General features: G+C 61.2%; 19 protein-coding genes and 1 pseudogene. 16 read left to right on the top strand and 4 right to left on the bottom strand.

Features of this window, described 5'->3' with window-relative positions; translation table 11 throughout:
* Positions 1-4: 4 nt before the first annotated feature.
* The 14 genes and pseudogenes from Thiosp_RS18605 to Thiosp_RS18540 all read left to right on the top strand — a co-directional run bounded on the left by Thiosp_RS18605 (position 5) and on the right by Thiosp_RS18540 (position 12,749).
* Positions 5-1,138 (top strand): sodium ion-translocating decarboxylase subunit beta, encoded by a 1,134-nt coding sequence (locus Thiosp_RS18605; protein WP_201067507.1) that lies wholly within the window; start codon positions 5-7, stop codon positions 1,136-1,138.
* Positions 1,139-1,223: 85 nt separating this feature from the next.
* Entirely contained in the window at positions 1,224-1,799 is a 576-nt protein-coding gene (locus Thiosp_RS18600; protein ID WP_201067508.1) for a YceD family protein, read from the top strand.
* 126 nt (positions 1,800-1,925) lie between these two features.
* The gene (gene rpmF / locus Thiosp_RS18595) at positions 1,926-2,105 is read left to right on the top strand and encodes a 50S ribosomal protein L32 (RefSeq protein ID WP_201067531.1); all 180 of its coding nucleotides are present in this window, start codon (positions 1,926-1,928) and stop codon (positions 2,103-2,105) included.
* Positions 2,106-2,319: 214 nt separating this feature from the next.
* Positions 2,320-3,309 (top strand): annotated as a pseudogene (gene plsX / locus Thiosp_RS18590) (phosphate acyltransferase PlsX); the annotation flags it as partial.
* A 119-nt stretch (positions 3,310-3,428) separates the two neighbouring features.
* A complete protein-coding gene (locus Thiosp_RS18585) occupies positions 3,429-4,385 on the top strand; it encodes a beta-ketoacyl-ACP synthase III (RefSeq protein ID WP_201067509.1) in 957 nt (318 codons plus the stop codon).
* Between the two features lie 301 nt (positions 4,386-4,686).
* On the top strand, positions 4,687-5,625 hold the full coding sequence (gene fabD / locus Thiosp_RS18580; protein ID WP_201067510.1) for an ACP S-malonyltransferase: 939 nt from the start codon (positions 4,687-4,689) through the stop codon (positions 5,623-5,625).
* Positions 5,626-5,800: 175 nt separating this feature from the next.
* Positions 5,801-6,541, top strand: coding sequence for a 3-oxoacyl-ACP reductase FabG (gene fabG / locus Thiosp_RS18575; protein ID WP_201067511.1), 741 nt, complete (start codon positions 5,801-5,803; stop codon positions 6,539-6,541).
* A gap of 98 nt (positions 6,542-6,639) precedes the next feature.
* A complete protein-coding gene (gene acpP / locus Thiosp_RS18570) occupies positions 6,640-6,876 on the top strand; it encodes an acyl carrier protein (protein ID WP_201067512.1) in 237 nt (78 codons plus the stop codon).
* A gap of 151 nt (positions 6,877-7,027) precedes the next feature.
* Positions 7,028-8,266: a beta-ketoacyl-ACP synthase II gene (fabF, locus tag Thiosp_RS18565; RefSeq protein ID WP_201067514.1), complete on the top strand. Its 1,239-nt coding sequence runs from the start codon at positions 7,028-7,030 to the stop codon at positions 8,264-8,266.
* 49 nt (positions 8,267-8,315) lie between these two features.
* A complete protein-coding gene (gene mltG / locus Thiosp_RS18560; RefSeq protein ID WP_242518660.1) occupies positions 8,316-9,659 on the top strand; it encodes an endolytic transglycosylase MltG in 1,344 nt (447 codons plus the stop codon).
* Positions 9,656-10,351, top strand: a complete 696-nt coding sequence (tmk, locus tag Thiosp_RS18555; protein ID WP_201067516.1) for a dTMP kinase — start codon at positions 9,656-9,658, stop codon at positions 10,349-10,351. Before mltG ends, tmk begins: the two co-directional genes overlap by 4 nt.
* Positions 10,348-11,400, top strand: coding sequence for a DNA polymerase III subunit delta' (locus tag Thiosp_RS18550; RefSeq protein ID WP_201067517.1), 1,053 nt, complete (start codon positions 10,348-10,350; stop codon positions 11,398-11,400). Before tmk ends, Thiosp_RS18550 begins: the two co-directional genes overlap by 4 nt.
* A 172-nt stretch (positions 11,401-11,572) precedes the next feature.
* Positions 11,573-11,929: a PilZ domain-containing protein gene (locus tag Thiosp_RS18545; RefSeq protein WP_201067521.1), complete on the top strand. Its 357-nt coding sequence runs from the start codon at positions 11,573-11,575 to the stop codon at positions 11,927-11,929.
* Between the two features lie 31 nt (positions 11,930-11,960).
* On the top strand, positions 11,961-12,749 hold the full coding sequence (locus tag Thiosp_RS18540) for a TatD family hydrolase (protein ID WP_201067523.1): 789 nt from the start codon (positions 11,961-11,963) through the stop codon (positions 12,747-12,749).
* 6 nt (positions 12,750-12,755) lie between these two features.
* Here Thiosp_RS18540 and yhbY read toward each other — a convergent pair whose 3' ends face one another.
* From yhbY to Thiosp_RS18525, 3 genes are all read right to left on the bottom strand, one after another.
* On the bottom strand, positions 12,756-13,097 hold the full coding sequence (gene yhbY / locus Thiosp_RS18535) for a ribosome assembly RNA-binding protein YhbY (protein WP_323696600.1): 342 nt from the start codon (positions 13,095-13,097) through the stop codon (positions 12,756-12,758).
* A 70-nt stretch (positions 13,098-13,167) separates the two neighbouring features.
* The gene (locus tag Thiosp_RS18530; protein WP_201067525.1) at positions 13,168-14,208 is read right to left on the bottom strand and encodes an acrylyl-CoA reductase family protein; all 1,041 of its coding nucleotides are present in this window, start codon (positions 14,206-14,208) and stop codon (positions 13,168-13,170) included.
* Positions 14,209-14,293: 85 nt separating this feature from the next.
* Complete coding sequence (locus Thiosp_RS18525; protein ID WP_201067527.1) at positions 14,294-14,845, bottom strand: CREC-EF hand family protein; 552 nt, start codon at positions 14,843-14,845, stop codon at positions 14,294-14,296.
* A gap of 331 nt (positions 14,846-15,176) precedes the next feature.
* On the opposite strand from Thiosp_RS18525, the gene Thiosp_RS18520 reads away from it, so the two are divergent.
* Positions 15,177-19,106, top strand: coding sequence for a DUF3683 domain-containing protein (locus Thiosp_RS18520; RefSeq protein ID WP_207188078.1), 3,930 nt, complete (start codon positions 15,177-15,179; stop codon positions 19,104-19,106).
* A 15-nt stretch (positions 19,107-19,121) separates the two neighbouring features.
* Here the strand turns inward: Thiosp_RS18520 and Thiosp_RS18515 are convergent, their stop codons facing one another.
* The gene (locus tag Thiosp_RS18515) at positions 19,122-19,895 is read right to left on the bottom strand and encodes a YggN family protein (RefSeq protein ID WP_323696599.1); all 774 of its coding nucleotides are present in this window, start codon (positions 19,893-19,895) and stop codon (positions 19,122-19,124) included.
* Positions 19,896-19,943: 48 nt separating this feature from the next.
* Here Thiosp_RS18515 and Thiosp_RS18510 point away from each other — a divergent pair, with 48 nt between their 5' ends.
* The gene (locus tag Thiosp_RS18510; RefSeq protein WP_323696447.1) at positions 19,944-21,248 is read left to right on the top strand and encodes a hypothetical protein; all 1,305 of its coding nucleotides are present in this window, start codon (positions 19,944-19,946) and stop codon (positions 21,246-21,248) included.
* Positions 21,249-21,424: the final 176 nt, after the last annotated feature.

Here is a 21,424-nt window from a genome sequence, read left to right as displayed (position 1 = left end):
CCTCGTGGAAGAACTGCTCAAACTCTGGGAGTCCATGGGCCTCGCCAACATGGCCTGGGGGCAGGTGTTGATGATGGCCGTGGGCGGGGTATTGATCTACCTCGCGATCGCGAAGAAATTCGAGCCGCTGTTGTTGGTTCCGATTGGCTTCGGCGCGCTGCTGAGCAACATCCCTGTCGCAAACATCGGTGGGCACGACGGAATGATCGGCCAGATCTATGCCGTGGGGGTCGAGACCGGAGTCTTTCCGCTGCTGATCTTCATGGGGGTCGGTGCCCTGACGGACTTCGGCGCACTGATTGCGCGCCCTTCGACGCTCCTGCTCGGTGCTGCCGCGCAGTTCGGCATTTTTGCCACGCTGATTGGTGCGGTGGCGCTGAATTTCGTGCCCGGCTTTGACTTCACCCTGCAAGATGCCTCGGCTATCGCCATCATTGGCGGGGCTGACGGACCTACGGCGATTTTTCTCGCCTCGCGTCTGGCGCCTGATCTGCTCGGCGCCATCGCCGTGGCGGCGTACTCCTACATGGCGCTGGTGCCCATTATTCAGCCGCCCATTATGCGTGCGCTCACCACCAAGGAAGAACGTGGGGTGGTCATGCAGCAATTGCGGCCGGTGTCGCGGCTTGAGCGCATGCTGTTTCCCTTTGTGGTGCTGCTCCTGTGCGCCTTGCTGCTGCCGTCGGCGGCACCGCTGATCGGCATGCTCACCTTCGGCAATTTGCTGCGCGAGTGCGGCGTGGTCGAGCGCCTGAGCCGCGCCGCCCAGAACGAAATTATCAACATCGTCACCATCATGCTTGGCCTGGCGGTCGGTTCCAAGCTGTCGGCGGATATGTTCCTCACCCTCGAGACCCTGGGGATTCTGGCACTGGGCGCCCTGGCTTTTTCAATCGGTACCGCTGCTGGTGTGCTCATGGGCAAGATCATGCATCGCGTTACCGGCGGCAAGGTGAATCCGCTGATCGGCGCCGCCGGCGTGTCAGCTGTCCCCATGGCTGCGCGCGTCGTCAATCGCGTCGGGCTCGAGGAAAATCATCAAAACTTCCTGCTCATGCATGCCATGGGGCCTAATGTCGCCGGCGTGATCGGTTCCGCCGTTGCCGCCGGGGTTTTGCTGGCCCTGACTGGGACTTAGGCGACGCGCTGTCGGTTTTCTTTAAGTCTCTGAACAAACTCAGATATTGACCTGGGCTGGAGCAGCGGACTATACTGCGCGGCTGATGTCGAACGATTGGCCCGATTTGCCCGATTTAATCGACCCGTGGCGGGCCGTTGCGCAAGCTCAGCAGTATGCGGGCAGTCTCGCAGTTGACGCACTGCCGCGGTTGCGGGCTTTGGTCGCCGAGTCAGTGGGAGAACTCAGCTACAGCTTGCATTTTGGCCGGGACGATGCGCGTCGCGCCGTCGTTCAAGTATCTACCAATGGTGTGCTTCGTCTGCGGTGCCAGCGTTGTCTGCAGGAGATGGACTGGCCTGTCGATGAGCAGTCGGTTTTGGCGCTGGTGCAGGGCCTTGATGAAGCAGCGAGGCTGCCGGAATGCTATGACCCGCTGATGCTTGAGGAGACGCTGCTGCGGCCGCAGGTGCTGATCGAGGACGAGGTGCTGCTCGCGATCCCTGCGATTGCGCGGCATCTGCGGTGCGAAGAGTCGGATTCTCCCATGGCCAACCCGCAAACGGACATGCTGATGTCTTCGGCTGCGGTGTTAGCGTCGGTAGACGAGCAGACGCGAGAAGCCTCCGATGTGCAGTCGCCCTTTGCCGTTCTGGCCGACTGGAAAGCGGATCGCTCCTGATATTTTTAGCGGGCCGAGCGAGTTTTCGTGCGGGCTCGGCCTGATGTTTTGCAGTCCGTTCGATGAACCTGGCAGTTGTCTGTGCCGGTAATCGGACGATTACGCTTTATTTTTCTGGAGATTCCAATGGCTGTTCAACAAAATCGAAAAACCCCATCGAAGCGCGGCATGCGCCGTTCCCACGACGCGCTTTCCAAGCCCACCTTGTCGGAAGACGGGACCACGGGCGAGATTCACCGCCGTCATCACATGACCGCCGATGGCTTTTATCGCGGGCGCAAAATCATCGATAAAACAACTGACTGAGCAGTCCCCGGGGATCATCCGGCGGGGTGGAGCTGTGCCGCTGCGGCGGCATCCTGGCTGTTATCGTCATCTATCTGGCAGACGGTTTACCGGCGCCAAAGATCCGATAGCGATCCGATAGCGATCCGATTTGCCTTTTGCTTCTTATCCACCCCTTCTTGCTTGGTTTGATCGAGCCTTCGTTATCTTCTAACAGCAATCGAGGAACCTTGAGTTGAGCTCGAGCCACATCATTGCCCTCGATGCCATGGGAGGCGATCACGGCCCCGAGGTCGTTGTGCCGGCGGCCATTGAATTTCTCGATAAGGCGCCTGACACGTCGCTCATCCTGGTCGGTCGCGAGGAACGCCTGCGGCCTTTGTTGGGAAACAAGGCGAAACATCCCCGTTTGAGTCTGCACCCTGCCTCGCAGGAAGTTGGCATGGACGAGCTGCCTTCCAAGGCACTGCGAAACAAGAAGGATTCGTCCATGCGCGTGGCGCTGGACCTGGTCAAGCAGGGACATGCGCATGCCTGTGTCAGCGCGGGCAATACCGGCGCCCTGATGGCGACTGCTCGCTTTGTGCTCAAGACCCTGCCGCATGTCGATCGCCCGGCGATCATGACCGCGGTGCCGGCGGTCAATGGCCGCACTCACATGCTCGATCTCGGCGCCAATGTGGACTGCACGGCCGAGCATCTGTTTCAATTCGCGGTCATGGGCAGCGAGTTGGTGCGTGCCGTCGATGGCGTGAAGGCACCGCGCGTGGGCTTGCTGAACATTGGCGCAGAAGAGATCAAAGGCAATGAGCAAGTGCGCAAGGCGTATGAATTGCTCAGCAAAAGCACACTGAACTTTGTTGGCTATGTCGAGGGAGACGATATCTACCTTGGCGATGTCGATGTGGTGGTGTGTGACGGATTTGTTGGCAATATCGCGCTGAAGACCAGCGAGGGTGTCGCGCGCCTGCTGGCTCATCTGCTCAAGGCGCAGTTCAACGGGAACCTGCTCAAACGCCTGTCCGGACTGATCGCCCTGCCGGTGCTGCGCGCGTTTCGGCAGGAAGTCGATCCGCGCCGCTACAATGGCGCCAGTCTTCTCGGGTTGCGTGGCATCGTCATCAAAAGCCACGGCGGTGCCGATGTGCTTGCCTTCGAGAACGCGATCCACATCGCACGCAAGGAAATCCAGACCAATATCCCCGAGCGCCTCGAGCATGAGGTGGTTGCGCATTTCGTGGTGCCCGAGCCGGCTGGCGCCCCAGCTGTCGAGGGCGCCCATCAAATGCCGAATGAAGCGGCGACCGCGAATGACTCCGGCATGCGCTCGAGGGCAATTGCCTGATGGCATTCGCAAAAATTCTCGGCACCGGCAGTTGTCTGCCGGAAAAGGTGTTGACCAATCGTGATCTTGAGCAGATGGTCGACACGACCGATAGCTGGATTCGCGAGCGCACCGGTATCGAACAACGCCATGTTGTGCAGGAGGGTGAGACCTGCGTCGATCTGGCCGAGGTGGCTGCGCGCCGCGCGATCGAATCCGCCGGCATCGCCGCGGATGAGATCGACCTGATTATCGTCGCCACCACAACGCCCGATCAGCTCTTTCCGAGCAACGCCTGTCTGCTGCAGCATCGGCTCGATATTCACGGTTGCCCGGCTTTCGACGTGCAGGCGGTGTGCACGGGTTTTGTCTACGCGCTTTCAGTGGCGGAAAAGTTTATTCGCACCGGTGCTGCACGCACGGCCTTGGTGGTTGGTGCTGAGACCATGTCGCGCATCATCGATTGGACCGACCGCATTACTTGTGTGCTCTTTGGCGATGGGGCCGGGGCCGTGGTGCTCAGGGCGGCGGAGGAACCCGGCATTATCTCATCCCATCTGCACGCGGACGGAAGCTACAAATCCTTGCTTCAGGTTCCGGCTGGAATTGGCAATGGGAACACGGGCTCGCCTTATCTGGAAATGAAGGGCAATGAGGTCTTTCGCGTTGCTGTGACCACGCTTGGACGGATTGTCGATGAGGCGTTGGATGCCAATGGCATGGAGCGCTCGGACATCGACTGGCTGGTTCCTCATCAGGCGAATCTGCGTATCATCCAGGCCACCGCGCGCAAGCTGGACCTGGATATGGAGCAGGTGGTGGTGACGGTCGGCAAGCACGGTAATACCTCGGCGGCTTCGATCCCGCTGGCGCTTGATGATGCCGTGCGCGATGGTCGCATCCAGCGTGGGCATACCCTGTTGATGGAAGCCTTTGGTGGCGGCTTCACCTGGGGCTCGGTCTTGTTGCGCTATTAGCCCGCTGTGCTATTCGAGCGAGGCGACTAGATCGATGCGGGCCAGGGCTAGTATGAAAAAACGCATTTTTGGTTTGTTTCGGGCCGGTTGACGGGCGCGGGGGACGCCGTGAATACATCCTTGTAGGCTTTCCAGCGGCGTCCTGCCGCTGAAACCCCCGCGCCCGTCAACCGGCCCGAAACCGAAAGCTCATTTGGCATGGCTGTAGATAAAGATTAAGAATCGGAGCGCGCCTGGTGGCATGAGGCGTGGGCAAATCTGATTTTTTACTGATTGAATTTATGCAACGATTGATTGGGCAATGAGCAAGCGACTGGCTTTTGTATTTCCTGGGCAGGGTTCGCAATCCGTCGGTATGCTAAGCGACCTGGCGGTTTCTTCTGCGCTGGTGGGTGAGACCTTTGCCGAGGTGTCTGAGGTGCTGGGTCGAGACCTTTGGTCGCTCGTCAGCGCCGGGCCTGGTGAGGAGCTTGATCAGACACAGAATACCCAGCCGGCTATGCTAGCTGCCGGCGTCGCTGTCTGGCGCTGCTGGCGTGACAGTGGCGGCCCGATGCCTGAGGTCATGGCCGGACATAGCTTGGGTGAATACAGTGCCCTGGTCTGTGCCGGCGCGCTGGAGCTGACCGACGCCGCCCGTCTGGTGGCCGAGCGTGCGCGTTTAATGCAGGAGGCCACGCCTGCCGGTGTTGGTGCCATGGCTGCTATTCTCGGGCTTGCCGATGAGCAGGTTGTGACTCTGTGTGCCGCGCAGGCGGGTGATCAGGTGCTAGAGGCTGTGAATTTTAATTCCCCCGGCCAGGTCGTGATCGCTGGTGAGCGCGAGGCGGTGGAGCGGGCCTTGCCGGAGGCAAAGGCGCTTGGCGCCAAGCGCGCCTTGCTGTTGCCGGTCAGCGTGCCCTCGCACTGCGCGCTGATGCGCCCGGCCGCGGAGCAATTGCAGGCCGCGCTTGACCAGTGCCCGATGCGACTGCCGGAGATTCCGGTGATTCACAATGCCAGCGTGTCGGTGGCTGAGGATGTGGCGCAGCTACGCGGTCTGCTGGCGCAACAATTGTATCGGCCGGTACGCTGGGTTGAGACCATCCAGGCGATTGGCGATCGGGGCGTCGAGAGCCTGATCGAAAGCGGGCCGGGCAAGGTGCTGGCGGGCCTTGGTAAGCGAATTGACAAAACGCGCCCAACTATCCCTGTGGTGGACGCGGAAACGCTCAAGGCAGCCATGGCTGATGTCGGTTGATCACTCACGGGTTGGCCTATGCCGGTGTGGTTCGGTTAGGCGCGAAATGGCAAGCAGCTACGCTGATGATCTGAGACCTGCTGCTAATCTGACAGGCTGAGGATCTGAAAGCCTGCTGATCTGATAGCCTGCGGATCTGATGGCCTGCGGATCTGATACAAAGAGGCGGAGGGGTATGGAGAACGAAATTGCATTGGTGACTGGGGCAAGTCGCGGCATCGGTCGCGCCATTGCTCTGGCCCTTGGTCAAGCCGGCGCGCGTGTCGCCGGGACGGCCACCACCGAAGATGGCGCGGGGCGGATTCAGCAAGAGCTCAACGATCAAGGCATTCAAGCGCTTGGTCTGTGCATGAATGTGACAGACACGGCCAGCATGGATGCGGCGCTCGATCGCATCGCTTCGGAGCTCGGCGGCCCCCCGTCGATTCTCGTCAACAATGCCGGCGTCACCCGGGACAACCTGATGATGCGCATGAAAGACGAGGAGTGGGATACGATCATCGCTACCAATCTGAGCGCCGTTTTTCACCTGACCAAGCGCTGCATGCGCGCGATGACCAAGGCGCGCCATGGCCGGATCATCAATATCACCTCGGTGGTGGGTTTCAGCGGGAATGCCGGGCAGACCAACTATGCCGCTGCCAAGGCTGGGTTGGTCGGTTTTTCCAAGTCGCTGGCGCGGGAGATTGGCGCGCGCGGCGTGACGGTCAACTGCGTGGCGCCGGGCTTTATCGACACCGACATGACAAGTTCCCTGCCAGAATCGCACCGCGAAGCGCTGCTCGCGAACATTCCGCTCGGTCGTCTTGGCCAGGCCGAGGAAGTCGCCGCCGCCGTTGCCTTTCTGGCGTCGCCGCAGGCCGGGTACATTACCGGCGAGACGGTGCATGTCAATGGCGGGATGCTAATGGGGTAGGGAGCCGCGGTTTTCGGCTTTCAACCTTGGGGTTTTGTCTCTAAAATACCGCGACCCTCGACCCTTGGGGGTTTCATTCACTGGAGGTTTGTCAAACAATGAGCAGCGTTGAAGAGCGAGTCCAGAAAATTGTTGTCGAACAGTTGGGAGTCAAGGAAGAAGAAGTCACTTCGGAGGCTTCCTTCGTTGACGATCTTGGTGCCGATTCGCTCGATACCGTCGAACTGGTCATGGCACTTGAAGAGGAATTCGAGACTGAAATTCCGGACGAGGACGCCGAGAAAATCACGACCGTCAAGCAGGCGGTTGATTACATCAACGCCCATTTGGGCTAGGCTGCGACTCGCCAGTCGCTCTTTGGGGCCGTCCGTCACGGAGGCGTGATCCCTTGGGGCGTCTTGGACTTGAAACAGCAGCTTCACCCTCCGGGGTGGTGCCGCACTATGAAGAGCATCGGTTAAGCAGGAGCAAGTGAAGAGGTGATACATGTCAGGTAGAAGGGTCGTCGTTACCGGCTTGGGTATTATTTCCCCCGTCGGGCTCAATATCGCCTCCGCCTGGGACAGCATCCTGAATGGCCGCAGCGGCATTCAGACCATTACGCACTTCGATGTGGCGCCCTTCAGCACGCGTTTTGGCGGTCCCATTTACGACTTCGACGCGACCGAGTATGTCTCGAAGAAAGAGCTGCGCAAGATGGATGCCTTCATCCATTACGGCATGGCCGCGGGCACCCAGGCGATCATCCACTCCGGGCTTGAGGTCACTGATGAAAATCGCGCCCGCATCGGTGTCGCGGTTGGTTCGGGGATCGGTGGCATTACCGGAATCGAAAACAACTACGGCGCCTATCTAAGCGGCGGACCACGCAAGATTTCGCCTTTCTTCGTTCCGGCCAACATCGTCAATATGGTGGCTGGTAACCTGTCGATTAAGTATGGCCTCAGAGGGCCGAACTACTCCATCGTTTCCGCTTGCAGCACCGGTACGCACAATATCGGCGAAGCGGCTCTGATGATTCGTCACGGCATGGTGGACGTCATGATCGCCGGTGGTGCTGAAATGGCGACCTCGCCGGTTGGTCTCGGCGGCTTCGCCGCCGCGCGCGCTCTCTCCACTCGCAACGATGATCCTCAGCGGGCCAGTCGCCCGTTTGATAAGGATCGCGACGGCTTCGTGCTGAGCGACGGTGCCGGCATCATGGTGCTTGAGGAGTACGAAATGGCGCGTGCCCGGGGCGCCACCATCCATGCCGAACTGGTTGGCATGGGCATGAACTCCGACGCCTACCATATGACCGCCCCATCAGAGGATGGCCTGGGCGCCTGTAACTGCATGAAACTGGCCTTGGCCGATGCCGGGCTGAATCCCGAGCAAATCGACTACATCAACGCTCACGGAACCTCCACCCCGGCAGGCGATATTGCCGAGGTTAAGGGCGTCAAGCTGGCGATGGGTGATCACGCCAAGCACGTGGCCGTGAGCTCAACCAAGTCGATGACCGGACACATGCTTGGCGCGGCCGGTGGTGTCGAGGCCATTTTCTCTGTGCTGGCTCTGCGCGATCAGGTCGCTCCGCCGACCATTAATCATGAAACCCCTGATCCCAACTGCGATCTGGATGTGGTGCCCAACCAGGCCCGCGAAATGCCGATACAGTATGCGCTCAGCAATTCGTTCGGCTTTGGCGGCACCAACGGAACACTGATATTCGCAAAGGCTTGATGGTCGTGAATCGCAACGGCTGGCGGTGGTCTTGCTTTGGCGGGCGGCGATGAAAAACACTCTGATCGCCCTGATGCTGCTGGTCGGTCTCGGCGCGGGCGCAGGCTATTTTCTGTGGCAGGATTACCAGCGCTTTTTGTCCACGCCCATTGATCTGACTGCCCTCGCCGCGGACCATGACACAGTGGACCGCGACGGTGCTGAGCATGGCTCTGCAGAAAATGGTCCGGCTGACGATGATCCAGCCAAAGATGATCACGCCGGCAATGAGCTAGGCGACAATGATTCAGCCGACGATGGTCTAGCCAGCGATGATCGAGCCAGCGATGATCAAGCCAGCGATGATCAAGCCAGCGATGATCAAGCCAGCGATGATCAAGCCAGCGATGATCAAGCCAGCGATGATCAAGCCAGCGATGATCAAGCCAGCGATGATCAAGCCAGCGATGATCAAGCCGGCAAGGCTGCGCCTGTTCCTGAGCAGCTCGTTCTCGAGGTCCCTCTCGGCGAGGGGCTGCGCTCGCTGGCAAGCCGGTTGGCGGCAGATGGCCTGATCGGCAACGCGCATCATTTGATCGCGTTGGCCTATAACCGCCAGCAGGCGGATCAAATCAAAGCCGGCGAATATGCCCTGACCCCGGGGATGACCCCGCCGCAACTGCTCGATCTGCTCGTTTCCGGGCGCTCCGTCCAATATCCGGTGACTCTGATCGAAGGGCGCAGCTTTCGCGAGGTGCTCGCTGATATCGCCGCGGCGCCAGGATTCAAGCACGAGCTCGAAGGGATGAGTGATGCCGAGATACGCGAGGCGCTCGATCTCGACATCGATCATCTTGAGGGATGGTTCTTTCCGGATACCTATTTGTTCCGCCGCGGAGCAAGTGATGTTCAGGTCTTGCGCCGCGCACATGAGCGCATGCGCGAGGTACTGGCCGAAGAGTGGGGGCAACGCGAGGCTGATCTTCCAATTGCTACCCCTTACGAGGCGCTGATTCTCGCATCGGTGATCGAGAAAGAAACCGGCCTTGGCAGCGAGCGCCCGGAAATTGCGGGCGTTTTCGAGCGGCGTCTGCACAAAGGCATGCGCTTGCAGACCGATCCGACCGTCATCTACGGGCTGGGCGAGGACTTCGACGGCAACCTGACGCGTGCCCATCTTGAGACGGATTCACCTTACAACACTTACACCCGCGCGGGACTTCCGCCAACGCCCATCGCCCTGCCTGGGCGTGCCGCCATTCATGCCGCGCTGCATCCCAAGGATGGCGATACGCTTTATTTCGTTGCTCGCGGCGATGGCAGCCACTATTTTTCCGCCTCGCTCGATGAACATAACTGCGCCGTGCAACGCTTCCAGCGGGGCGGTCAGTGCGATCCAACGCGGTTTCGATGAATGAGGCGGATGCGTTGAGTCCAGGGCGCTTGCGCGGGCGTTTCATCACGCTCGAGGGCATTGAAGGCGCTGGCAAATCGACCCAATGCGAGACCCTGGCTGCGGCCCTGAACGAGCTTGGCATTCCCTTCGTGCAGACACGTGAGCCGGGTGGGGCGCCCATTGCCGAGCGCATTCGCGCGCTGCTGCTCGATCCGGACCACAAAGGCCTGTGCGCCCAGGCCGAGTTGCTTCTGGTCTTTGCTGCGCGCGCCGAGCATCTGGCGCATACCGTGCGCCCGGCGCTGGAGTCCGGCACCTGGGTGTTGTGCGACCGCTTTACCGACGCGAGCTTCGCTTATCAGGGCGGCGGACGTGGTCTTCCAACCGAGTCCATCGCCGCGCTCGAATCCCTGGTCCAGGGTGAGCTCCGTCCGGACCTGACGTTTCTGTTCGACTTACCGGCCGAGCTTGGCCTGCAGCGCGCCAAAGCGCGCGCGACCCCGGACCGTTTCGAGGCCGAAACACTGAGTTTTTTTGAGCGCGCGCGCAGCGTCTACCTGGCGCGTGCCGAGCAGAACCCCGGACGCTTTCGGGTGCTGGATGCCACTCAGGCTGTCGCCCTGGTTGGTCAACAGGTGCGCGAGCTTGTGATCGAATTCGCTGCCGCCTTTGGATCTGGCGCTGGTGGCGTTGGCGCTAAAGGGCGATGAGCGACCAGGCGGCTTTACCGATCCCTGAACGCGGCCAGGGGTTCCCGCCCTGGCTCGAGGCGCATTGGCAGCGACTCTGGAGTGCGCATCGCGGCAAGCGACTCGGGCATGCCTGGCTGTTGGCTGGCCCGGTCGGGCTTGGCAAGCGGCACTTTGCCGAGCGTTTGGCGCGCGCGCTCTTGTGTCAGCACCCGGCGGAAAATGGTGCCCCTTGTGGTACTTGCGGTGAATGTCGCCTGATCGACGCCGGCAGTCATCCGGATTTGCAGCGCATTGTGCCCGATGCCGAGAGCGCGAGCGGGGAGATCAAGGTTGAAGCAATCCGCGCGCTGATCGGGCTCGAGAATCTCACTAGCCATCGTGGGCACTACAAGGTCATCGAGATTGTGCCGGCCGAGGCGATGACTCGGACCGCCGCCAACAGTCTTCTCAAGACCCTTGAAGAACCGACCGATCGCACCCTGCTGCTGCTGATTGCTGACGATGCGACTCGGCTTCCGGCGACCATTCGCAGTCGCTGCCAGCATCTGGTCTTTGTGCCGCCCGCGGAATCTCAGGCGTTGCCCTGGTTGACCGCTGCGATTGGGGCTCCGCCAGCGCCGCCCGAGTTGCTGTTGCGCCTGGCCCAAGGTGCGCCCCTGCGCGCGCTCAGCATGGCGCAGGCGGACTACCTCGACATGCGCCGGCAAGGTTTTTCCCAGTTTCTGGCAGTTGCCGAAGGACGCGAAGACCCCTTGGCAGTCGCTGCTGCCTGGCAGTCGCGGGATGTTCCCGCGCTGCTCGAGATCGCCTTGGGCTGGGTGTGCGATATCGCGCGCCTCGCCGGTGCTCCGCAGTCGGACTATCTCGGCAATCCGGACTTGCGCGAGGTGCTGCAAGGACTGGCGGCGCGCCTGCCGCGCGAGCGGTTGCATGAGTTTGCGCGGCAGCTGATGCGGGCTCGCTCGCTTGTGCAGTCCTCGGTCAACAAGCAATTGTTGCTCGAGTCGCTGATGATGCGCTGGGCGCAGTTGGCCGCCACGCGCGCCGGGCCGTCAAGATCCTGCTGACGTGTTATGCTTTTTGAGTGAGCGCTTGGGACTAACGGGCCAGGTCAGCCGGGAGCTAGATCAGCCAGGAGCTAGATCAGCCAGGAGCTAGATCAGCCGGCAATGTCCTTGGCTTGATCGGGCCGGTATCAGGTGCTCAGTGCCGCTATGGGACGCATCCCAGGACCAGGATATGGAAGGCGAGAAAAAATCCGGGCGACAACGCATTCTCAGCTTTGCCATTAAGGATAAGAATGCGCTTTATGCCGCCTATATGCCCTTTGTCAAAAACGGCGGGCTCTTCATACCGACGAACAAACGCTATCAGCTCGGCGATGAGCTGTTTTTGCTGCTGCAATTGATGACCGAGTCCGAGCGCATTCCCGTTGCCGGCAAGATTATCTGGATCACTCCGGTCGGTGCCGAGGGCAATCGCGCCGTCGGTGTCGGCATTCAGTTCAGTGATCAGGACAAAGGCATCGCCCGGCGCAAGATCGAGGAATACCTCGCCGGTGCGCTCGAGTCCGACCGCAGCACCCATACCATGTGAGGCGAGCCCCGGGGCTATCGGACCATCACCCATGTTTGTCGACTCCCATTGTCATCTCGATCGCCTCGATCTCAGCGCTTACGACGGGGATTTTGCCGCCCTGATGGCGCAGACCCGTGACGCCGGCATTCAGCGCATGCTCTCGGTCGGCATTGATCTTGAGCACTATCCCGCGATGCGTGCGCTGGTCGAGCCCTATGCCGAGGTGATGGTTTCCGTTGGTGTGCATCCGAATGAACAGCAGGGCCGCGAGCCGTCGGTTGAAGAACTGGTCGGGCTGGCGCAAGAGGACGCGCGCATCGTCGCCATTGGCGAGACTGGCCTGGATAATCATTACAACGAGGGCGATCTCGACTGGCAGCGCCAGCGCTTTGCCAACCACATCCAGGCCGCTCGGGCTTGCGGCAAGCCACTGATCATCCACAGTCGCGACGCGCGTGAGGACACCATCACCATCATGCGTGAGCAGGACGCCTCCGCAGCCGGTGGGGTCATGCACTGCTTCACGGAGAATTGGGATATGGCGCGGGCGGCGCTGGATCTCGGCTTCTATATCTCCTTCTCGGGCATTGTGACTTTCAAAAGCGCTGAGGAGCTCAGGGATGTTGCCCGGCGCGTGCCGCTGGAGCGGCTGTTGATCGAAACCGATTCCCCCTACCTGGCTCCGGTGCCGCACCGGGGCAAGAAAAACGAACCGCGCTTTGTATCTCTGGTGGCCGAGAAGATCGCCGAAATTCGTGGTCTTGAGCTTGCGGAAGTCGCGGAAGTCACCACGCGCAATTTCGAGCGCCTGTTTCTCGCAGCTTCCTCAGTCGACTGAGTGCGGCTAGCTTGCAGGCAGGGTCAGCGGTTGGGCTTTGTCGGGGTTGTGGCGGTAAAAGCTGGCCGTATTGCCCACCCGCTGAACCAGCTCGGCGTGGGTTTCCTGGGTGATTGCGGCGATGATCTTGTCCCGCTCCTCGCGGTCGCCGGCGGCAATTTTGGTTTTGATCAGTTCGTGGTGAGAGAGCGCAAGCTCGATTTCGCGCATCACGGCCTCGGTCAGTCCATGCTGACCGAGCATGACCACGGGCTTCAGGTGATGCGCCTGCTGTTTCAGCCAGCGGCGTTCTTTGGTTGTGATCGGCGGCATGGTAGATGTTGTGGCTTTTCCGTGATGTAAGTCCATTGGGGGTAAAGTCCTGGCGGCAATTTCAAACCGCCTGTTTGGCGCTATCATCACGCCGGCGGTAACAGCTTCAGGCAGCTTGCAGCTCGACCAGAATGCGGCCATGGATGCGGCCCGCAAGCATGCGCTCAAACACGTCCTGCAGGCCCTCAAGACCAATGGTTTCGGTGTGGACCTTGGTGTGATCCGGCCGCCACTCGCCTGCCAGTTTTTGCCATAGCTCGCGGCGCAGCGTGGCAGGCACGTCCACCGAATTACATCCGAGCAGCTTGATGCCGCGCAGTATAAAGGGCATCACCGTGGTGTTGAGCTCGGTTCCGCCGGCGAGACCAATACTGGCAATGCAGCCATTGGGAGCCAGGGTCCGGGTGATTTGCGCCAGCATGGCCCCGCCGACATTGTCGATGGCCCCGCCCCACACGGCTTTCTCCAGCGGGCGCTCGCCGCCAGGGAGTTGGTCGCGCGCGATAATTTGACTGGCCCCAAGGCTTTGCAGCCAAGGATGCAGATCGGCTTTGCCAGAGACTGCCGCGACCTCGAAACCCAGCTTGGCCAGGATCGCGATGGCCAGGCTGCCGACGCCGCCGCTGGCCCCGGTGACCAGAATCGGCCCCATGCTCGGCTCCTGGCCATTGCGCAGCATCTGATCCACCGCCAGGGCAGCCGTGAATCCGGCTGTGCCCAGCACCATGCTTGCAGCGGGGTCTAGCGCCGGAGGCAGCGGAGTCAGCCAGGCTCCCGGCACGCACAGGTAGTCGGCATAGCCGCCGTCATGGTCGAAACTGAGCCCCCAGCCGGTGGCCACCACCGCATCGCCAGGCTTGAAATCTGGGTGGACCGACTGCTCCACAATGCCGGCGGCATCAATGCCACCGGTGAGCGGGAAGCGTCGCAGGATCTTGCCCTTGCCGGTGCCGGCCAGCGCATCCTTGAAGTTGACCGAGGAATGCGTCACCCGCACCAGCACGTCATCGCGCGACGGGTCGCTTCCCGCGTCTTGAGCTGCAGGGGCGGCGGCGTTCGGTTCCGGGGCCGCAATCTCCAGGTCTTCGATCCCGGCGCGGTGACCGTCGGCGTCCTGATGAATGCGAAATGCGCGTGCTTGCATCATGTGGGGGTGTGTTCCTGCGATCCGGTAGTGATTGATTACCGCGGTTGCTCTTGCGGCGACCGCGGACCTTTGGTGCCAGATTTAGTTATTCCTGCGCGGGCGGCTGCATCTGCTGATGCTGACGCTGCATTTCTTCCATGCGCTTGCGCATTTCCTGTTCCAGCTCGTCGAAGAAGGCGGTGGCTTCTTCTTCGCTGGCGACGCCGTCGCTGTTGCTGTCCATGCGGCTGAAGGATTCGACCGCCGGTTGCACGAATTCATCGGTGCTGACGCTCTTGTCGCCATTGGTGTCAAGATTCTTGATGAAGGTCTCGCCGGGATCGGGCATGCCGCGCTCTTGCATCTGCTTCATCATTTCAGGTGGTACCTGCTTGGTGAAGGCTGTGCTGGCTTCCTCGGTGGTGATTGCGCCGTCGCCATTGGCGTCGGTCTCGCCAAAGCGGGCGGTCTGGGGCGCCTTGACTTCATCGAGTGAGACTTGGCCGTCCTTGTTCGTGTCGAGCTCCTTCATGAAGGCCTCGGTTGGGGTCTTGGAGGCATCAGGACCGGCCGGGTCCTGGGCCAATGCCGGTCCGGCGAACAGGGCGGACGCGAGAGACAGGGAAAGCAGCGCTGGGACTGGACGTTGAATGCGCATCGACATGACTCCTGTGTAGCGAAATGAAAAACTGTCAGATAGAACAAAGTAATGATTGGGCACTGGTTTCAAAACAATGCGGCAGACTCGGTTTGCCGCCATCTTGCCAGAGCTTGGGGCCACAGGCCGCTCGAGTGCGCGCGCAATGGCCATCGCCGCGACAGAGTAATGCGCGCGGGCTCGGGCCGCAAACTTAACTCGCGCGCGCCTGTGGTCAGTTAACCGGGGGAGATCGGGGCGAAATGGGCACGCGGCCTGCCGGATCGCATTGCAGGGTTCCGGTCGCGGCGCGTTAGAATTCGTCTTTGTTCCGCGACAGACAGCCGACCGCATGACTCAGCTTGCAACGCCCATTTCGCCGCCTACTTCTCCGCCAGCCGCTCCGCCCGAGCAGGCCCATCGCATCCGTGAGATCCCCTACAACTACACCTCTTTCTCCGATCGCGAGATCGTCATTCGCTTTCTTGGTGAGGCCAACTGGCGACTGATCGAGGAACTGCGTGGCTCGCGCCGTACCGGACGTTCAGCGCAGATGTTGTTTGAGGTGTTGGGCGATATGTGGGTTGTCAGCCGCAATCCTTATCTGCAAGAAGATCTGCTGGACAACGCCAGGCGCCGACGGCAGTTGATCGAGGGGCTGGGACAGCGCCTGGATTTGTTCGAGCAGCGCCTGAACGATAACCAAAAAGCCGCCGCGCTGCTGACGGCCGGGCGCGCTGCGGTGCGGCGTTTTGATGAGGGCTTCGCGCAGGACCTGGCCCTGCGGGCGCGCATCGACAAGCGCCTGGCTGGCATCACCCGCAAGGACAATATCCAGTTCGGCGGCCTGGCACGGGTTTCCCATGCCACGGACGCGACCGACTGGCGCGTGGAGCTGCCCTTTGTGGTCATCAGCCCGGATGCTGAAGCCGAGGTCGCGCCCATTGTTGCCGCCTGCATCGACTGTGGACTGTCGCTGATTGCCCATGGTGGCAACACCGGCTACACCGGCTCGGGTGTGCCCTTGTCCGCGCGCACCGCGGTGATCGACACTGAGAAGCTCGATGCGGTGTCGCAGGTGGAGACCATCGCGCTGCCTGGCGTTGCTGAGCCGGTTGCCACGGTGCACTGCGGCGCCGGGGTGGTGACGCGCCGGGTGGCGGAGCGTGCCGAATCCCGGGGGCTTGCCTTCGCGGTCGATCCCACCTCGCAGGACGCCTCCTGCATCGGCGGCAACGTGGCCATGAACGCCGGCGGCAAGAAGGCCGTCATCTGGGGCACTGCGCTGGATAATCTCGCCTCCTGGCGCATGGTCACGCCCGAGGCCCAGTGGCTGACGGTCGAGCGCCTCGGGCACAACCTGGGCAAGTTGCAGGATGCCGAGCGGGTGCGCTTTCGCGTCCAGCGCTTCGGCACCGATGGCCAAACGCCCATCGGCGAGCCGGAGCTGATCGACGTGCCGGGCAGTAGCTTCCGCAAGGCCGGTCTGGGCAAGGATGTGACCGATAAGGCGCTGTGTAATCTGCCCGGGGTGCAGAAGGAGGGCTGCGACGGCATCATCACCTCGGCGCGCTTCATTCTGCATCGCATGCCGGCGCATACCCTGACGCTGTGCCTGGAATTCTTCGGCGCCGATTTGGAGCGCGCGGTGCCGGCCATCGTCGAGATCAAGGACATGATCGATGGCCTGGCCAAGGTCCAGATCGCCGGGCTCGAGCATCTCGACGAGCGCTACATCCGCGCGGTGAACTATTCCACCAAGGCCGCGCGGCGCGAGCTGCCCAAGATGGTGCTGCTCGCCGATCTGGTGTCCGATGACGATGCGGCGTTGGGAGCTGCGGCTGCGGCCGTGCGCGAAAGCGTCACCGCGCGCGATGGCGAGAGCTTCATCGCCACCAGCCCCGAGGCGCGCCGGCGCTTCTGGCTCGACCGCGCCCGCACCGCGGCCATCTCGCGCCATACCAATGCCTTCAAGATCAACGAGGACGTGGTCATCCCGCTCGAGCGCCTGGCCGACTACAGTCGCGCCATCGAGCGCATCAATATCGAGCAGTCCATCGAGAACAAAGACCGCATCATGGCGGCGGTGCTGGACTATCTGTCTGGCCCCATGCCCCAGGCGGCGCCCTTGGATCATGAAGACTCGGCCGAGGGCCAGGCCATTCTCGCCGCCAAGTGCGAGGCGGCGCGCGAGGCGGTCGCTGAGGCACGCGCGCGCTGGCAGCGAATCCTGGCCGCACTGGATGAACCGGCCGCGAACCACCTCGACCTGCTGCGTGAAAAGGAACGTGGGCTGGTGCGTCCTGATCGCGATCAAGGTAGCAATCGAAACGACACCCTGCTCGCCATGCTGCTGCGCCGCGATCTGCGCCAGAGCTATCGCAAGGAGGTCGCCAATCGGCTGAATGAGCTCTTCTCCGGCCAGGAGCTCTCGGCGGTGCGCGAGCATCTCGCCGGCATTCACCGCAAGATTCGCGACTCGCGGCTGTTCGTCGCCCTGCACATGCACGCGGGCGACGGCAATGTGCACACCAACATTCCGGTGCATTCCGCCGACTACGAGATGCTGCATGAGGCCGACCGCATCGTCGATCGCATCATGGCGTTGGCGTCCGACCTGGGCGGTGTCATCTCCGGCGAGCATGGCATTGGGCTCACCAAGGTGCGCTATCTGGAGCCCGACCGGCTCGCCGCCTTTGCCGCCTACAAGGAGCGGGTCGACCCCAATGGGCGCTTCAACCCCGGCAAGCTGCTTGCCGGTAGCGGACTGGAGCTTGCTTACACCCCCTCGCTGCGGCTGGTTGAGCGCGAGGCCATCATTCTGGAGGAAACCGAGCTCGGCGCGCTGAACGATGACGTCAAGCACTGTCTGCGCTGCGGCAAATGCAAGCCCAAGTGCATGACCCATGTGCCGCGCGCCAATCTGTCCTACTCGCCGCGCAACAAGATTCTCGGCACCGGCTTGATTATCGAGGCTTTTTTGTACGAGGAGCAGACCCGTCGCGGTCTGTCCCAGCGGCATTTCGCCGAGATGAACGACATCGCCGACCATTGCACCATCTGCCATCACTGCCAGCCGCCCTGTCCGGTGAATATCGACTTTGGCGATGTCACCATGCGTCTGCGCCGCATGCTGGTCGAGCGCGGCAAAAAACGCAGCAACCCCGGCGCCTGGGCGGCGATGCAGTTCCTCAATGCGCACGACCCGCGCCTGGTGCGTCTGATGCGCCGAGTGCTGGGCCGGGGCGGTTTCGCCGGTCTCAACCTGGCGCATCGGTTTGCGGCGCGCCTGGGCCTGACCAAAGGGCCGACCATGGCCCCCGGCGCCACCACCGGCCGGCCGCAACCGGTCGATCAGGTGCGTCAGCTCATCAGCCGGCCGATCCGGGTCGAGCCGCCCAAGCAGGGTTATCGGGAGGTGCTGCAGCTTGAGGACAAAACCCGCATCCCTATTCTGTGCGATCCCCAGGGGGCCCACGGCGAGGATGATCAGGCGGTGTTCTATTTCCCTGGCTGCGGCTCCGAGCGGTTGTTCTCCGATATCGGCCTGGCGACTCTGGCCATGCTCTACCACCAGGGCGAGCGGGTCATTCTGCCACCAGGTTATCTCTGCTGCGGCTATCCGCAACGCGGTGCGGGATTAGAACAGCGCGGTCAGCGCATCACCATGGAAAACCGGGTGTTATTCCACCGCGTCGCCCACACGCTCAATTATCTCGACATTCACACCGTGCTAGTCTCCTGCGGCACCTGCATGGACCAGCTCACGCGCTACCAGTTCGAGCGCATCTTCCCCGGCTGCCGACTGCTCGACATCCACGAGTATCTGATGGAACAGAAGGTGGCGCTCACCCCGACCGACGGGACGCAATACCTCTACCACGACCCCTGCCACACGCCGATGAAGGCCTACCAGCCCATCTCGGTGGCCAGCAAACTCATGGGTCAGCCGGTTACCCTGTCCGAGCGCTGCTGCGGTGAAGCCGGCACCCTGGGCACCGCCAGACCGGACATCGCCAACCAGGTGCGCTTGCGCAAAGCCGAGGAACTGGCGGCTGGGCTGAAAACGCTAACCGGCGAAACGCGCGCAACTGATGGCCAGGCAAAACTGCTGACCTCCTGCCCCGCCTGCCAGCAGGGCTTGGCCAAGTTCACCGACCAGACCGGGCTTGACACGGACTACATTGTGGTCGAGCTGGCGCGTCGGCAGCTTGGCGAGGATTGGCAGCAGCGGTTTACTGAGAATCTCCGTGCGGGAGGAATCGAGCAGGTGCTCTTATGACGCCCGCGAGCCGCATCAGGCCGCAAATGCGGGCCAGATGCGCATCATGGCGATAATCAGTCCGGCAACGCTGATCGTCAGGCCCAGGGACCAGAACATGAAGCGATCGATGCGCCGCGTGAGTGCTTCGAACCTCCTGTCCAGGGCTTCAAATCGCTTGTCAACGGCATCGAAGCGCTTGTCCATCTGAGTCTGCATGGCCTCGAAGCGCTGATCCATCTGCGTCTGCATGGCCTCGAAGCGCCTTTCGATGGCCTCGAAGCGCTGATCCATCTGCGACTGTACAGCCTCGAAGCGCTGATCCATCTGCGACCACGTAGCCTCGAAGCGCTGATCGATCTGCCGCTGCAAGGCATCGAAACGCTTATCGTTCTGCTCGATAATGGTTTGAATGAGGTCGCGTTGATGCTTGAGCTGCTCCTCGATTCGCACCGAGCGCTCGCGCAACTCAAGCTCATAGACCTTCGGTGGCTTGCCGAGCGACTCCTCGGCCAACCATTCACCGATGTGGGCCTTGATGAAATCGATATCTTCAGCGCCTATAATCATTGCCGGTGTTTCATGAAAAATGCGACCAATGGAAGTGATTCTGAAGCTTTGCTCCACCTGCCGCAAGACCACGCACCTGCTGTCAGTCACATTTTTACACCGGCGCGCCGCGGAGGATTCCGTCCGTGGTTTGAGCGGCGAGTGCAAGAACGACTGCAGCAATTCCCGTTGAAGAATTATTTGCTTTAAAAACAATGCACTGCATGATTGTGGGAAAAATGTTTTCGTAAACTTTCTCACAGAATCAGGGTATTATCTCGCAAAGCTCAGGTTGCGAGGTAAGAACTGATGAGTGCGCCTTTTGGTCGTCAATCGCTGAGTGCCGCCGGACTGCTGCGCACCGCGCGATCGGTCTTCGGGAAAATCCCGGATGAAGCGGCGAGCGACATCCCGCTGGTCGATCACCTGATGTCCGGTCTGGCGCTGTTCGGACTGAAATACCCCTCCTTGCTGCAATTCGACCAAGACCGCAAGGATGCAACCAAGCGAGCGAATCTGCGCACGCTCTACGGCATTGAGCGCGCCCCGAGCGATACCTGGTTTCGCCAACGTCTCGATGTGATGGACCCCAAGCATCTGCGCCCCTTGTACAAGGCGTTGTTGGCCGCCTTGCAGCGGGGCAAGGGCTTGGAAGGGTTTGCCTATCTGCACGGGCACTACCTGCTCTCGCTCGACGGCACCGGGTACTTCTCCTCACAGAGCATCCATTGCCAGCACTGCGCCGAGAAACACCACCGCGACGGCACCATCACCTACTACCATCAGGCGCTGGCGGCGGTGTTGGTCCACCCCGATCAGCGCGAGGTCTTTCCCTTGGCACCAGAGCCCATTATGCGCGCCGATGGGGCGAAGAAAAACGACTGCGAGCGCAACGCCAGCAAGCGGTTGTTAAGCGATGTGCGTCGCGAGCATCCGCACCTGAAACTCATCGTCATTGAGGATGCCTTGGCGTCCAACGCCCCGCACATCCGCCATCTTCAGGCGTTGAACATGCGCTTCATCCTCGGTGCCAAGGAAAGCGACCATGGCTTTCTGTTCGACTGGGTGGCCAACACCCCAACGACGATCGTGCGCGAGTACAAGGACGAAGACGGCACGCGCCACCGCTTTCGCTCTCTCAACGGTGCCCCATTGAATGAGTCCAATTTTGACCTGGAGGTCAATTTCCTCGAGTACTGGGAGCACGCCCCGGATGGCAAGGTGACCCATTTCTCCTGGGTCACCGACATTCCCATCGACGACACCAACCTGATGACTTTGATGCGAGGAGCCCGCGCCCGCTGGAAAATCGAGAACGAAACCTTTAACACCCTGAAAAATCAAGGCTATCACTTCGAGCACAACTTCGGTCACGGCGATCAACACTTAAGCACCGTGCTGATGCATCTGATGATGCTGGCGTTTCTCATCGACCAGATCCAACAACGCTGTTGTCGGCTGTTTCAAACCGCAATGACAGCGGCGCAGAGCAAGATCCGGTTGTGGGATCAGCTACGCCATCGCTTCAATCTCTGCCTGATCCCAAATTGGGAGGCCCTGTATCGCTCCATCTTCGATCCGCCCAAACTCGTCCTGACCTGGGATACTTCCTAGACGACCGCCGTGACCGAGCGCTCGTGTGATGATGTTCAGGGGATAACCAACAGCCAGCTTGCACCATCACGGCTTACCCGTGAGGTTTTCCTCTGCCCAGGGGTTTCGCAACGCTCGCTCAATCGACGGGCGCGCGACCGAATGGGGAGCAGCGGGAATTGCTGGAACGACTGTGA

Origin of the sequence: Thiorhodovibrio litoralis (assembly GCF_033954455.1) — a bacterium.
GTDB classification, from domain to species: Bacteria; Pseudomonadota; Gammaproteobacteria; order Chromatiales; family Chromatiaceae; genus Thiorhodovibrio; species Thiorhodovibrio litoralis.
This window is presented reverse-complemented; position numbering and strand designations above follow the sequence as displayed.